Origin of the sequence: Methyloversatilis discipulorum (assembly GCF_000527135.1) — a bacterium.
Taxonomy (GTDB): domain Bacteria; phylum Pseudomonadota; class Gammaproteobacteria; order Burkholderiales; family Rhodocyclaceae; genus Methyloversatilis; species Methyloversatilis discipulorum.
In genome coordinates this window covers 444375-456990 of record NZ_AZUP01000001.1, presented here as the reverse complement: position 1 = coordinate 456990, position 12616 = coordinate 444375, and the positions used below count along the sequence as shown (strand labels likewise).

General features: G+C 68.5%; 15 protein-coding genes. 5 read left to right on the top strand and 10 right to left on the bottom strand.

Features of this window, described 5'->3' with window-relative positions; all coding sequences use genetic code 11:
• The first annotated feature begins 80 nt into the window (after window positions 1-80).
• The 5 genes from METFAM1_RS0102100 to METFAM1_RS0102080 are packed head-to-tail and all read left to right on the top strand — an operon-like array spanning window position 81 to window position 4685.
• Window positions 81-1013: a ketopantoate reductase family protein gene (locus METFAM1_RS0102100; protein WP_019917863.1), complete on the top strand. Its 933-nt coding sequence runs from the start codon at window positions 81-83 to the stop codon at window positions 1011-1013.
• Window positions 1014-1069: 56 nt separating this feature from the next.
• Window positions 1070-2023 carry a diacylglycerol/lipid kinase family protein gene (locus METFAM1_RS0102095; protein WP_019917862.1) on the top strand — a complete coding sequence of 318 codons (954 nt, stop codon included), beginning with the start codon at window positions 1070-1072 and terminating at the stop codon, window positions 2021-2023.
• The gene (locus tag METFAM1_RS0102090; RefSeq protein ID WP_019917861.1) at window positions 2020-2820 is read left to right on the top strand and encodes a metallophosphoesterase family protein; all 801 of its coding nucleotides are present in this window, start codon (window positions 2020-2022) and stop codon (window positions 2818-2820) included. Before METFAM1_RS0102095 ends, METFAM1_RS0102090 begins: the two co-directional genes overlap by 4 nt.
• A gap of 13 nt (window positions 2821-2833) precedes the next feature.
• A complete protein-coding gene (locus METFAM1_RS0102085) occupies window positions 2834-3619 on the top strand; it encodes a phosphatase PAP2 family protein (protein ID WP_019917859.1) in 786 nt (261 codons plus the stop codon).
• A 37-nt stretch (window positions 3620-3656) separates the two neighbouring features.
• The gene (locus METFAM1_RS0102080) at window positions 3657-4685 is read left to right on the top strand and encodes an ADP-ribosylglycohydrolase family protein (protein ID WP_019917858.1); all 1029 of its coding nucleotides are present in this window, start codon (window positions 3657-3659) and stop codon (window positions 4683-4685) included.
• Window positions 4686-4688: 3 nt separating this feature from the next.
• Here METFAM1_RS0102080 and METFAM1_RS0102075 read toward each other — a convergent pair whose 3' ends face one another.
• The 10 genes from METFAM1_RS0102075 to METFAM1_RS0102030 form a co-directional block, all read right to left on the bottom strand.
• Window positions 4689-5627: a GGDEF domain-containing response regulator gene (locus METFAM1_RS0102075; protein WP_019917857.1), complete on the bottom strand. Its 939-nt coding sequence runs from the start codon at window positions 5625-5627 to the stop codon at window positions 4689-4691.
• Window positions 5628-5694: 67 nt separating this feature from the next.
• Entirely contained in the window at window positions 5695-6666 is a 972-nt protein-coding gene (locus METFAM1_RS0102070) for an electron transfer flavoprotein subunit alpha/FixB family protein (protein WP_024300382.1), read from the bottom strand.
• 11 nt (window positions 6667-6677) lie between these two features.
• Window positions 6678-7427, bottom strand: a complete 750-nt coding sequence (locus METFAM1_RS0102065) for an electron transfer flavoprotein subunit beta/FixA family protein (RefSeq protein WP_019917855.1) — start codon at window positions 7425-7427, stop codon at window positions 6678-6680.
• The gene (locus METFAM1_RS0102060; RefSeq protein WP_019917854.1) at window positions 7424-7720 is read right to left on the bottom strand and encodes a DUF971 domain-containing protein; all 297 of its coding nucleotides are present in this window, start codon (window positions 7718-7720) and stop codon (window positions 7424-7426) included. The genes METFAM1_RS0102065 and METFAM1_RS0102060 overlap by 4 nt, the downstream gene beginning before the upstream one ends.
• Window positions 7717-8595 carry an ABC transporter ATP-binding protein gene (locus METFAM1_RS0102055; RefSeq protein WP_019917853.1) on the bottom strand — a complete coding sequence of 293 codons (879 nt, stop codon included), beginning with the start codon at window positions 8593-8595 and terminating at the stop codon, window positions 7717-7719. The genes METFAM1_RS0102060 and METFAM1_RS0102055 overlap by 4 nt, the downstream gene beginning before the upstream one ends.
• On the bottom strand, window positions 8592-9560 hold the full coding sequence (locus METFAM1_RS0102050; RefSeq protein WP_019917852.1) for an ABC transporter permease: 969 nt from the start codon (window positions 9558-9560) through the stop codon (window positions 8592-8594). Before METFAM1_RS0102050 ends, METFAM1_RS0102055 begins: the two co-directional genes overlap by 4 nt.
• 3 nt (window positions 9561-9563) lie before the next feature.
• Entirely contained in the window at window positions 9564-11006 is a 1443-nt protein-coding gene (locus METFAM1_RS0102045) for an ABC transporter substrate-binding protein (protein WP_232419620.1), read from the bottom strand.
• Between the two features lie 74 nt (window positions 11007-11080).
• Window positions 11081-11410 carry a ferredoxin FdxA gene (gene fdxA, locus METFAM1_RS0102040; RefSeq protein WP_019917849.1) on the bottom strand — a complete coding sequence of 110 codons (330 nt, stop codon included), beginning with the start codon at window positions 11408-11410 and terminating at the stop codon, window positions 11081-11083.
• A gap of 10 nt (window positions 11411-11420) precedes the next feature.
• Window positions 11421-12368 (bottom strand): HEAT repeat domain-containing protein, encoded by a 948-nt coding sequence (locus METFAM1_RS0102035; protein ID WP_019917847.1) that lies wholly within the window; start codon window positions 12366-12368, stop codon window positions 11421-11423.
• A 10-nt stretch (window positions 12369-12378) separates the two neighbouring features.
• Window positions 12379-12612, bottom strand: coding sequence for a 4Fe-4S dicluster domain-containing protein (locus METFAM1_RS0102030; RefSeq protein WP_019917845.1), 234 nt, complete (start codon window positions 12610-12612; stop codon window positions 12379-12381).
• Window positions 12613-12616: the final 4 nt, after the last annotated feature.

Sequence of the window (12616 nt, the reverse complement as noted above, 5' to 3'; positions counted from 1 at the left end):
ACCGGCACAGCCCGGCCACACCCGCCCCGGCCTGCGCCGGTGCGGCTTATGCTGTAGCGCCCCGTTCTGGAGTGACAACGATGCGCATACTGATACTGGGTGCCGGTGGCATCGGCGGCTACTTCGGCGCCCGACTGCAGCACGCCGGTGCCGACATCACCTTCCTCGTTCGCCCGGCGCGCGCCGAACATCTGCGCGAACACCGGCTGCGCGTGTGGAGTCCCTTCGGCGACCTGCAACTGACGCCTGAGCTGCTGACTGCCGTCGACACGCCCTTCGACCTTGTGCTGCTGTCATGCAAGGCCTACGACCTGGCGTCCGCGCTCGATGCCATCGCACCGGCGGTCGGACCAAAGACCGTCGTGCTGCCGCTGCTCAACGGTATCGCCCACCTCGATCTGCTGGACGCCCGCTTCGGCCGCGAGCGCGTGGCCGGCGGCGTCGCTCACCTGGCGCTGACGCTGGACGAAAGCGGCGGCATCCGCCATCTGAACGCCAGCCAGCGCCTCATCATCGGCGCCCGCCACCCGGCGCAGTCGGCGGCCATCGACACACTGGGCGCGGTACTCACCGGCATCTCGCCCGATTACTCGGTGTCGGCCGACATCGAACAGGACATGTGGGACAAGCTGGTGTTCATCGCCACGCTGGCCGGCGCCACCTGCCTGATGCGCGCGTCGGTCGGCGACATCCTCGACACGCGCGCCGGTCGCGCGCTGATCGAAGGCATGCTGGAGGAAGGCGCGGCGGTGGCCGCCGCCTGCGGCCGGGCACCGGCCGCGCCGCGCATGAGCGGCTACCGCGCACAGCTGACCGAAGCCGGCTCGACCCTCACCGCATCGATGCTGCGCGACGTGCTGCGCGGCGCGCGCACCGAAGCCGATCACATTCTCGGCGACCTGTGCCGGCGTGCTGACGCGCAGTCGGTGGCGGTGCCCAAGCTTGATCTGGCCTGCTCGCACCTGCAGGCTTACGAGGCGGCGCGGGCGCGGCTGTCGGAATCGTCCGGCTGATCGCCGGGCGCGGCCTGCCTATGATGCAGCCGGTCCGTCATCCTCTCCCCTCTCCGATGCCCCAGTCCTCTCCTTCCGCCGACGCACCGCTGTTCATCGTGCTCAATGCCGGTTCAGGCAGCAGCGACGCCGAGCGCACGCGCGAAACGATCGAATCGGTGCTGTCCGGAGTCGGTCGCGCGCACCGCATCCTCTACGTCGAGGACGCGCGCCGGCTGCATACGGTCGCCTGGCAGGCGGTGCAGGAGGCGCGTATCCAGAAGGGCATCGTGGTCGCCGCGGGCGGCGACGGCACGATCAACGCGGTGGCGCAGGTGGTGGTCGGCAGCGGCGTCGCGTTCGGCGTGCTGCCGCAGGGCACCTTCAACTACTTCTCGCGCGAGTACGGCATTCCGGCGGATACCGCGGAGGCGACGCGCCTGCTGCTGAGCGGTCGCATACGGCGCGTGCAGGTCGGCTGGGTGAACGAGCGTATCTTCCTGGTCAACGCCAGCCTCGGCCTCTATCCGGCGCTGCTCGAGAACCGCGAGGAATGGAAGCAGCAGTTCGGCCGCAGCCGCATCGTCGCGCTGTGGGCGGGCCTGGCCACGCTGCTGCGCGGACATCGCCGGATGACGCTGGAAATGGAACACGCCGGCCGGCTGCGCACGCTGCACACGTCGACGCTGTTCGTCGGCAACAACCGGCTGCAGCTCGAACGGATAGGCGTCGACGAAGCGACGGCGCTGGACGAAGGCCGGCTGGCCGCGCTGGCGCTGCGCCCGACCGGCCGGCTGGCCATGCTGTGGCTGCTCGCACGCGGCGCCTTCGGCCGGCTGGGCGACGCCGACGAGGTGCAGAGCTTCAGCTTCGAAACACTGCGTCTGAGCGTGCTGCGGCGCGGCCGCCGCCGTGGCCGCATCAAGGTCGCCACCGACGGCGAGGTCGGCTGGATGCGCACACCAATCGAGTTCCGCGTCATTCCCGACGCGCTGTCGCTGATCGTCCCGGCCGACGGGGCGGACGGATGAGCGCACTGCTGCTGCAGATATCGGACACCCATTTCGGCACCGAGCGCCCGCAGGTGTGCGAAGCACTTCGCCGCCTCGCGCACGCACAGCGGCCGCAGGTGCTGCTGCTGAGCGGCGACATCACGCAGCGTGCGCGCCGGGCGCAGTTCGCCGCGGCACGCGCGTTTGCCGACAGCCTGCAGATTGCGCAGCGGATGGTGCTGCCGGGCAATCACGACATTCCGCTGTTCAATCTTCCGGTGCGCCTGTTCGCGCCCTATCGCGAGTACCACCGCGCCTTCGGACAGGCGCACGACGCCGTGCTCGACGCCGACGGCCTGCGCCTGATCGGCCTCGACAGCACCCGACGGCTGCGCCATGTCGACGGCCAGCTGTCGGCGGCACAGATCGAGCGCACAGCCCGCTGGCTGCAGCAGTCACCGGCGGGCGCGCTGCGCGTGGTCGCGCTGCACCACCCGGTGGCGGTCACCCGCGCCAGCGAGCGGCACAACCGTGTTCACGGTCATGCCGAAGCGCTGCGGCGCTGGCTGGAGGCCGGGGTGGATCTGGTGCTGGGCGGACACATCCACCTGCCCTTCGTGCGCCCGCTCGACGGCAGCGGTCGCGCCGGCTGGGCAGTGCAGGCAGGCACCGCGGTATCGAGCCGCACGCGGCGCGACGCCGGCAATTCGGTCAACCTGATCCGCCGCCGCACGCACGCGGGGCGCCCGATCTGTACGATCGAACGCTGGGACTACCGCAGCGCGGCCGACGAGTTCGAAATGGCGGCACTCAGTGCGCTGCCGCTCGGCCACTGACCTTCGCACGCCCATGCACGCCTCACTGAGCACGCCCGCACTGCTGGCCGAAGCGGTCGCCGCCAACCTGCTGCCGCTGTATTTCGCGCTGCTCGCCGGCGCCCTGGCGCTCGCCGCATCGACCCTGCTGTCCTGGCGCCGGCTGCGCCCGGGCGGCGCGGCGTCGGCCGCGCGCATCGCCAGCGCCGGGGCACTCGGCGTCGCCCTCGCCGGCGGCATCTTCGCGTTGATCGCCACCGCCGTGACGGCCGGCCACGCGCTGGCCGAGTTCGACGACGCGCTGGTCGCTGCGCTGCGCGCCACACAGCCGGCTGACACCTTGCGCGTGTTCGCACGTCTCACCCATTTCGGCGACACCGAAACGCTCACCGCACTCGGCATCGGCGGCGCGCTGCTGCTGGCCTGGCGACGACACCTTCTGCTGGCGGCCACCTGGGCGGCGGCGATCGCCGGTAATTCGCTGCTCAACGTGTCGTTGAAGGCGCTGTTCGAGCGTGTGCGGCCGGTGCACGACCACGGCTTCACGATCGAGACCAGCTGGAGCTTTCCGAGCGGCCACGCATCCGGCACGGTGGCCGCCTGGGGCATCGCCGCCTACGTGCTGCTGCGGCTGCTGCCGCAGCGCTGGCACCTGCCGGTGGTGCTGGCGGCGGTGGCCATCGCCGTCACCACGGCGGTAAGCCGCGTCGTGCTGCAGGTGCATTTCGCCAGCGACGTGCTGGCCGGCATGGCGTCCGGAGCGGCCTGGCTGACGCTGTGCATCACGCTGTCCGAGTTGCTGCGCCGACGCGTGCCGTGAAAAGATGCACCCGCCCTGCTGCCCCCGGAGACCCCGCATGATCGACACTTCCCGCTTCGATGCCGCCTGGTGGGGCGGTTTCATCGGCGACGCGCTGGCGATGCCGGTGCACTGGTACTACACGCGCCACCGCATCGCCGAGGACTACGGCGACATCACCACCTATCTGCCACCGCACAACCCGCACCCGGACAGCTTCCTGTGGCGCAGCGAGTACGCCTGCACCGGCAGCACCGACGACATCCTGCACGAGCAGGCTCGCTGGTGGAGCGGCCCGCGCGACATCCACTATCACCAGTTCCTGCACGCCGGCGAGAACACGCTGAACGTGCGGCTCGCCACCCTGCTGGCCGAATCGCTGTTGGCCTGCGGGCGCTACGACCGCGACGACTACGCGCACCGCTACACCGATTTCATGCTGACGCCGGGCATGCACGGCGACACCTATGTCGAGGAATGCCACCGCGCCTTCTTCCGCAACTACGGCAAGGGGCTGGAGATCGACGACTGCGGCGGAGTGGACATCCACATCGGCGGGCTGGCCACGCTGGCGCCGCTCATCCTGTTCCACGCCGACGACCGCGATGCGCTGCGCGCAGCGGTGATCCACCATGTCGACCTGACGCACAAGGGCGAGGAAATGTCGGCTGCGGCGGCGCTGTACGCCGACCTCGCCTTTCATCTGCTGCACGGCGCGACGATCGACGACGCGCTGTCGCGCGCCGAACCCGCCGGCCATCCGGCGCTCGCCTTCCCATACCACGACTGGGCGGCGACGCGCGCCGACGACGAGGTGATCGGGCAGCAGTTCAGCCCGGCCTGCTATCTGAAGGATGCGCTGCCGGCGACGCTTTACCTGGCGGTGAAGTACGCCGCCGCGCCGCGCGACGGACTGCTTGCCAATGTGCGGATGGGCGGCGACAACTGCCATCGCGGCGTCGTGCTCGGCACGCTGCTCGGTGCGGCGAACGGCATGCCGACGCTGCCGGCGGAATGGGTCGACGGCCTGTACGCAGCCGCCGACTGCCGGCGGTTGCTGGAGGCGCTGCGCGCCCGTATGAGCTGAGCTTCAGGCCAGGACGGCGCGATTGCGACCGGCTTCCTTGGCGGCGTAGAGGCGCTCGTCGGCGGTGCGGAACACGTGCATCAATTCGTCGTTGGCGGCATCGATGAAGGCGCCGCCAGCCGACGTCGTCACCACGCCCCAGTCGGCGTTGCGCTCGTGCGGAATCGCCAGGCCGCGCACTTCGGCGATCACCGTTTCGGCGATGCGCTCATAGACCGGCTTGCTGGCCACCGGCATCAGCACGGCAAATTCCTCGCCGCCGTAGCGGGCGGCGAAAGCGCCTTCGGTCAGGCGTTCGGCGTTGAAGCGCTCGACCACGCCCGACAGGGCCTGAGCGACCGCGCGCAGGCAGTCGTCGCCGGCCAGGTGGCCGTAGTGGTCGTTGTATTTCTTGAAATGGTCGATGTCGAGCATCAGCAGCGCAAACGGCCGACCGCTCTCGCGCGCCTCGCTCCACGCCAGATCCAGCGTCAGGTCCATGTGCCGGCGGTTGCTCAGACCGGTCAGACCGTCGCGGCTGGCCTGTTCCTTCAGCAACCGGTTGGCGATCGACAAGCGCTTGCGCAACGCGGCGATGCGGGTCATCGCCTTCATCTTCGCCTGCAGCACCGCTTCCGCCACTGATTTGACGAGAAAGTCGTCGCCGCCGGCCTCGATCGCGGTGATCAGGTTTTCCTGCGTGTCGGAGGCGGTGAGGAAGAGGATAGGCGTCCATGCCCAGTCCTGCGTGGCCTCGATCGCGCGGATGCGCGCAGTCGCCTCGAAGCCGTTCATCACCGGCATTTCGATGTCCATCAGGATCAGATCGGGCGCGAGCTGCGCGAACTGCGCCACCGCGGCCTCGCCGTGCTCGGCCACGGTCACCTCGTAGCCAAAGGAGGCCAGACGCACCGACATGACAGCCGCCATGGCGCGGCTGTCCTCAACCAGAAGAATCTTCATGTGTTCCCCGCATTGCGTACTTTTTGTTGTCGTTGTGCACGCTACTTCGGCAGGAAACGTCAGGTCTTTAGGCAGCTTTTGCAGATGTGCGAGCGGCCGCCAGTTCGCGCGTCAGGGCCGGCACGGCCTCGAACAGATCGGCCACCAGTCCGTAGTCGGCAATGCCGAAGATGGGTGCGTCGGCGTCCTGGTTGATGGCGACGATGACACGCGAATCCTTCATGCCCGCCACGTGCTGGATGGCGCCGGAAATCCCCACCGCGATGTACAGCTCGGGCGCGACGACGCGGCCGGTCTGGCCGACCTGGCTGTCGTTGCCGACGAAGCCGGCATCGACTGCGGCGCGGCTGGCGCCGAGGGCGGCATTCAAGCTGTCGGCCAGCGGTTCGAGCAGGCGGCGGAAGTTGTCGGCGCTGCCCAATGCGCGGCCGCCCGACACCACCACACGTGCGCTGCCCAGGTCCGGGCGTCCGCCCTGCACCTGCTGGCGCGCGATCAGACGCGAGCAGGCCGGATCGGTGGCAGCGGCCAGCGGCAGCACCGGGCAGTCGCCGCCGGTTGGCGCCGCGGCGAAAGCCGTCGCGCGCACAGTGAGCACCTTCAGCGCATCGAGCGATTGCACGGTGACGAGCACGTTGCCTGCGTAAATCGGGCGCACGAAAGTATCGGGCGATTCGATGCGCACGGCGTCGGTGATCGGCGCCACACCCAGCCGCGCCGCCACCCGCGGCAGCAGGTTGCGGGCAAAGCCGCCGGCCGCTGCGACCACGTGCGTGTATTGATCCGCCGCACCGGCGAGCACCGCGCGCAGCAGTTCGGCCAGCGGCTCGGCCAGCTGATCGGCGTAGTGCGCGGCGTCGGCGTGCAGCACGCGGGCGACACCAGCGATCCTCCGCGCCTGTCCCACCACCGCGGCGCAGTCATGACCGGCCACCAGCAGATCGATCTCCCCACCGCACTGCAGCGCTGCCGTCACCGCGTGCAGCGTGACCGGCTGCAGCACGGCGTTGTCGTGCTCGGCCATCACCAGGATTCTCATCGCATCTCTCCTCAGATCACCTGCGCCTCGGCGCGCAGGCGTTCCATCAGTTGGGCCACGCTGTCGACGCGCACGCCCGGTGCACGCGTCGGCGGCGGCGCCATGCGCAGCGTGCGCAGGTGTGGCGCGACGTCGACGCCCAGCGATTCGGGCGTCACGCTGTCGACCGGCTTCTTCTTCGCCTTCATCAGATTGGGCAGCGACACGAAGCGTGGCTCGTTCAGTCGCAGGTCGGTGGTGACCACGGCGGGCAAGGTGAGCGCCAGCACTTCGCTGCCGCCGTCGATCTCGCGCGTCACTTCGATCTGGCCGTCACCGGGCAGCAGCTTCGACGCGTTGGTCGCCTGCGGCCAGTCGAGCAGCGCCGCCAGCATCTGGCCGGTCTGGCCGGCGTCGTCGTCGATCGCCTGCTTGCCGCAGATCACCAGTTGCGGCTGCTCACGCTCGCACAGCGCGTGCAGCAGACGGGCCACCGCCAGCGGCTGCAGTTCGGCCGCGGTATCGACCAGCACGGCGCGGTCCGCCCCCATCGCGAGCGCGCTGCGCAAGGTGTCCTGGCAGGCGGCGACGCCGCAGGACACGACCACCACCTCGCTGGCGACGCCGGCCTCCTTCAGCCGCACGGCCTCCTCCACCGCGATCTCGTCGAACGGGTTCATCGCCCGCTTGGCGCTGCCGATGTCCACATCGCTGCCATCGGCCAGCACGCGCACCTTCACGTTGTGATCGACCACGCGCTTCACCGCCACCAGCACCTTCATGACACGCCCTCCTCCAGCTCGCGCAGATAGGCCCACGGATAGATGCCGCGCCGGTGGCCGTCGGAGAACACGAGGTTCAGGCCGGCGTCCGCCATCGCGTGCGCCTCGGTCAGCACGACGCCGCTGCAATCCTCGGGTACGGCACCGGCGCGCGCCGCCTTCGTGCAGAAGGCGCAGCGGCAGCGGGCGCGCAGCAGCGCGTGCGGCAATGCGCTCTCGCTGCCGTCGTCCCATTCGATGCACAGCAGGCGCGACGCGCTGTGCACGGTGACCGACCGCGGCAGCGCATTCACAGCATCGCTCCCACGCCTTCGGCGCCGACGTGCCAGTCGTGGCCGGCCAGCCCGCCCTCCTTCAGCTCGCCGCCCATCGCCGCCAGGCTCTCTTCGCGGATGAGCGCCTTCAGCTGGCGGTGCAGCGCGAGGAAGGTGGGTGACGAGGTCATATCCGGCGTGCGCGGACGCGGCAACGGCACCGGGATTTCCGCCTTGATGCGGCCGGGGCGCGCGGTCATCACGTAGATCTTGTCCGACAGGAAGATGGCTTCTTCGATGTCGTGCGTAATGAACAGCACCGACAGCTGCAGCTGCTGCCACATATTGGTCAGGATTTCCTGCATCACCACGCGGGTCTGTGAATCGAGCGCGCCGAAGGGCTCGTCCATCAGCATCACCTGCGGGCTGGTGGCCAGCGCGCGGACGATGCCGACGCGCTGCTTCATGCCGCCCGAAAGCTGGTCCGGATAGTGGTTCTCGAAGGACAGCAGGCCGGCCAGGCCGAGCAGCGTGCGCGCCTTCACTTCGCGCGTGCTGCGGCTCACGCCCTGCATCTTCAGCCCGAACTCGACGTTCTGCCGCACGCTGAGCCAGGGGAACAGCGAGTACTGCTGGAACACCACGCCACGGTCGGCACCCGGCGCGGTGACGGCACGGCCATCGACGGTGACCGTGCCCTCGTCGGCGCGCAGAAAGCCGGCGACGATGTTCAGCAGCGTCGATTTGCCGCAGCCGGACGGTCCGACGATGGACACGAACTCGCCCGGCTTCACGTCCAGCGACACGTTCTTCACCGCGTCGAAGGGCACGCCGTTCTGTGTGAAGCGGATGTTCACGTCACGGATGTCGATGTGGCCGGTGGCCGATCGGGTCTGTACGGTCGATGCGTTCATCGCGAGTTCTCCTTTCCGCTGCTTGCCTGCCAGGGCATCAGCAGCCGGCCGAGCAGGCGGATGCCGCCGCTGCACACGAGGCCCAGCACGCCGATCACCAGCATGCCGATGACGATGTTCGAGTACTCGATCAGCGAGTACGCCTCCCAGGTGAAGTAGCCGACGCCGTACTGACCGGAAATCATCTCGGCAGCGATCAGCGACACCCAGGCCACGCCCATGCCCACCGCCAGACCGGTGAAGATGTGCGGCATCGCACCGCGCAGCACCACCTGCGTCATCAGCGCGAACTCGGTCGCACCGAGACAGCGCGCCGCCCGCACCAGCACCGCATCCATCGACGCCACGCCGTGCATGGTGTTGAGCAGGATGGGGAAGAAAGCGCCGATGAAGGTGATGAACACGATGCTGGTTTCGGTGGTCGGCCACAGCATGATGGAGATCGGCACCCAGGCGATGGCCGGAATCGGGCGCAGGATTTCCATCGCCGGGAACAGCAGGCTGCGCACCTGACGGTAGCGCCCGATCAGCAAGCCGAGCGTCACGCCGAGCACGGTGGCGATGGCGAAGCCCAGCATGATGCGACGCAGGCTCAGCATCACGTGCGTCGTGAAGCCCTTGTTGCCGAACAGGTTCAGCGCGTCGCTGAATACCTCGACCGGACCCGGCACGTTGGTGAAGCGGATGTAGAACACCCAGCGGTAGGTGGTGGCCAGGTGCCAGAAGCCGATCAGCAGCACGATGGACAGGGCACCCAGCGCCCAGGTGGGCAGTTCGCGGCGCAACGTGCGCCCCAGCCGTTGCGCCGGCGTCAGCCGGGGCGGTGCGGCGACGGCCGGGGCGGCGGGCGCCCCGCCGGGCACCGCGACCGGCGCCACCGCGCGCACCGGCGCGGGGGCGTCGGCCGGCATGGCATCCGGCGGGGCGGCGTCATCGATCGTGTGCATCCTCATGACGGTCGACATGGCTCATTTCCTCACGGTGGCGATGGCCAGTGCATCGGCGTAACTGCCCAGCTTTCCGCCATGGGCGGCGGCATGCGCCTCGGCATCCTTCTTCAGCAGGAAAGGCGTGATGGCCGCACTTCCTTTGCCGCCCAGCGAATAGAAGGCCTTGTCGGCGAACAGCTTGATCTTGAAGCTCTGGTCGAACACGAAGGCCACACCCACCTTCTTGCCCGTCTTGGTCGCCGCATTGACCGCCGCCAGCGTGCATTCGGCCGACTTGTAGGCGGTCAGCGCACCGCCTTCGATCCACACCTCACCGGCTTCGCGCGGCTTGTCGATGCTGCCGCCGCACAGAGGGTCGGTGCCGGAGATTTCGTAGCTGGCGAAGCTCGCCTTCTGCTTGGCGTAGTCGAGACCCAGTTCCTTGTAGGCCTGCATCAGGTAGGACTCGTCCGCCCACGCGTCGGCGTCGAATTCCTTCACCCGGCCCATGCGCTGCAGCACGCCGTGGTCGTACTTCACCGTTTCGATCCACTTCGGCTTGATGGTCGGGTCCAGCGTATGCACGCCGCCCGGGCCGAGGAACATGTAGGCCACTTCCTTCTCGACCCGCGTCCACTCCTCGATCTTGGTCGCTGCCTCGACCGGATTCTTGCGCACCCACTCGTTCGCCTCCATCAGCGCCTTGATGTAGGCGACGACGAACTCCGGATACTTCTTCGCGAAGTCCTCGCGCACCACCACGCCGTGGAAGGTGGGCACCTTGGTTTCGACGCCGTCGAAAATCTTGCGCGCGAAGCCGCGGTAGGGCAGCAGCTCGGCGAAGGGTACGAAGTCGGCGTGACCGTCGATGCGCTTCTCCTGCAGGCTGGAGGTGCCGACCTCCGGGCTCTGGCTCGACAGTTCCCAGACATCGCTCTTCCAGCCCTTGTCCTCCATCGCCTTCAGCAGCATGCCGTGCGCAGCCGAGCCGAAGGGCACCGACACTTTCTTGCCCTTCAGGTCGGACAGCTGGTAGTAGGGCGAATCCTTGTGCACCACGATGCCGTTGCCGGCGCCGTCGGCGTTGTAGGCGATCAGCGCAATCAGACGGCTTTTCGTTTCCGGGCTGGCCTGGAAGGTGGCGCCATTCACCAGCAGCGGGTAGTCGCCCATCATGCCGATCTGCAGCGTGTTGGCCACCATGCCGTTGGTCACCGGCGGGCCGGAGGTGAAGTTCTGCCACTCGAACTTGAACTGGATGTCCTTGTACTTGCCGGTCTTCGGCAGGTGCTTTTCGAGCAGACCCAGTTCCTTGATGATGATGCCGCCGGTCACCGTGTTGGTCGTCGTGTTCTGCGTGCCGATGCCGACGGTGACGACCTCGGCCAGTGCGCCGGTGGCACAGCTGCCCAGCGCTGCGCCGAGCAGCAATGCGCGGGTCGTGCCGGTGACGCGACCCAGGGTCTTCTTCATTACGTTCATGGCTTCACCTCTTCCTGTCAGTTCAATGAATGAATCGAAGATTTGCTGCGTGCTTGCGGTGTGCTGGCCGGCGCTCAGGCGCTCTCGAACAGGTAATGCTTCTTGTCCTTCACGTTGGCCCATTCGTCCGCCTCGGGCAGCGGATCGCGCGCCGCGGTGATCAGCGGCCATTCGGTGGCGAGGCGGGCGTTGATGGCGACGAACTCGATCTGGTCGGCCGGCAGGTCCTCCTCGGCGAAGATCGCCTCGGCCGGACACTCCGGAACGCAGACGCCGCAGTCGATGCAGGCCGCGGGGTCGATGACGAGAAATTCCGGCCCTTCGTGAAAGCACTCGACCGGACAGACCGACACGCAGTCGGTGTACTTGCAGCGCACGCAGGCTTCGGTGACGACGAAGGTCATGGTGTTCTCCCTATTTCTGGGCCAGAGAAATGGCGGTCAGCGCGAGGCGGGACAGCTTGCGCACGTCCGGGTCGGCATCGTCGAGCGCCTTTTCCAGCGCCGGGATGGCGCGCGGGTCGGCCAGTTCGCCGAGGGCGATGGCCGCTTCCTTGCGCAGGTTGCCTATCGGGTGGGCCAGCGCCTCGACCAGCGCCGGAAGCGCAGCCGCGGCCTTCAGCAGACCGAGGCTGCGCGCCGCCTTGACGCGCACCTGCCAGTATTCATCCTGCATCGCGCGGATCAGGTCGGGCGCGGCCAGCGCGAGCCGCAGCTTGCCCAGCGTCTGCGCTGCCTCGTCGCGCACCATCCAGGCGACGTCGGTCAGCGCACGGGTCAGCGACGGCAGCACGCTCACTTCGGTCGAATAGCCGATGGCACCGATGGCGATGCGCCGCACTTCCGGGTCGGGGTCGCGCGCCGCGATCTCGGCCAGCGCACCGACCGCTTCCGCCTTGCGCAGATAGCCGAGCACGCCGACCGCCTCGCGCCGCACCGCGGGGTCGCTGTCCTGCAGCGCCTCCATCGCCGGCGCGAAGGCGGCATCGACGCGCAACGCCCGCACCGCGCGCAGCGCCAGCATGCGCACCTCGGCGGAGTGGCCGCTGAGGAAGGGAATCAGCGGCGCTGCAGAAGCGCTTTCCTTCAGTTCCGACAGCACCTCGCCAGCGGCCGCCCGCACGGCGGCGTCCTCGTCGAGCAGCATCGGTGCCAGCGCCTCGACCACCTCGGTGTCCTCGTAGCCCTCGAGCGCACGCACCGCCTCGGTCCGCACGGTGGCATCGACGTCCTTCAGCCGCGGCAGCAGCAACGGCACGATGTCGTCCTCGTCGCCGTAGGGCAGGTCGATCACCGCCAGCCGGCGCACTTCGGCGTCCGGGCTTTCCAGGCGCTCGGCCATGGAACAGGTCAGGGTATCCATCGTCGGCTCCTCAGCGCAGCAGATAGGGAATCGACACGCTGACCGCACCGGTCGGGCAGTCGGTTTCGCACGGCAGGCAGTACCAGCACTCGTCGAACTTCATGAAGGCCTTCTTGGTGAGCATGTCGATGGCCAGCACGTCGAGCGGGCAGACGTCGACGCACACCGTGCAGCCCTTCTCCGCAATGCATTTGTCGTTGTCGACACTTACCGGCACCTGGGTCGGCGTAGCAGCGATGGTCATGGCG

What these genes read in the sequence shown, in the direction of transcription:
- METFAM1_RS0102100 (WP_019917863.1), top strand. Translation starts at nt 81, where the DNA reads ATGCGCATACTGATACTGGGTGCCGGTGGCATCGGCGGCTACTTCGGC.
- METFAM1_RS0102095 (WP_019917862.1), top strand. Translation starts at nt 1,070, where the DNA reads ATGCCCCAGTCCTCTCCTTCCGCCGACGCACCGCTGTTCATCGTGCTC.
- METFAM1_RS0102090 (WP_019917861.1), top strand. Translation starts at nt 2,020, where the DNA reads ATGAGCGCACTGCTGCTGCAGATATCGGACACCCATTTCGGCACCGAG.
- METFAM1_RS0102085 (WP_019917859.1), top strand. Translation starts at nt 2,834, where the DNA reads ATGCACGCCTCACTGAGCACGCCCGCACTGCTGGCCGAAGCGGTCGCC.
- METFAM1_RS0102080 (WP_019917858.1), top strand. Translation starts at nt 3,657, where the DNA reads ATGATCGACACTTCCCGCTTCGATGCCGCCTGGTGGGGCGGTTTCATC.
- METFAM1_RS0102075 (WP_019917857.1), bottom strand. Translation starts at nt 5,627, where the DNA reads ATGAAGATTCTTCTGGTTGAGGACAGCCGCGCCATGGCGGCTGTCATG.
- METFAM1_RS0102070 (WP_024300382.1), bottom strand. Translation starts at nt 6,666, where the DNA reads ATGAGAATCCTGGTGATGGCCGAGCACGACAACGCCGTGCTGCAGCCG.
- METFAM1_RS0102065 (WP_019917855.1), bottom strand. Translation starts at nt 7,427, where the DNA reads ATGAAGGTGCTGGTGGCGGTGAAGCGCGTGGTCGATCACAACGTGAAG.
- METFAM1_RS0102055 (WP_019917853.1), bottom strand. Translation starts at nt 8,595, where the DNA reads ATGAACGCATCGACCGTACAGACCCGATCGGCCACCGGCCACATCGAC.
- METFAM1_RS0102050 (WP_019917852.1), bottom strand. Translation starts at nt 9,560, where the DNA reads ATGTCGACCGTCATGAGGATGCACACGATCGATGACGCCGCCCCGCCG.
- METFAM1_RS0102045 (WP_232419620.1), bottom strand. Translation starts at nt 11,006, where the DNA reads ATGAACGTAATGAAGAAGACCCTGGGTCGCGTCACCGGCACGACCCGC.
- fdxA (WP_019917849.1), bottom strand. Translation starts at nt 11,410, where the DNA reads ATGACCTTCGTCGTCACCGAAGCCTGCGTGCGCTGCAAGTACACCGAC.
- METFAM1_RS0102035 (WP_019917847.1), bottom strand. Translation starts at nt 12,368, where the DNA reads ATGGATACCCTGACCTGTTCCATGGCCGAGCGCCTGGAAAGCCCGGAC.
- METFAM1_RS0102030 (WP_019917845.1), bottom strand. Translation starts at nt 12,612, where the DNA reads ATGACCATCGCTGCTACGCCGACCCAGGTGCCGGTAAGTGTCGACAAC.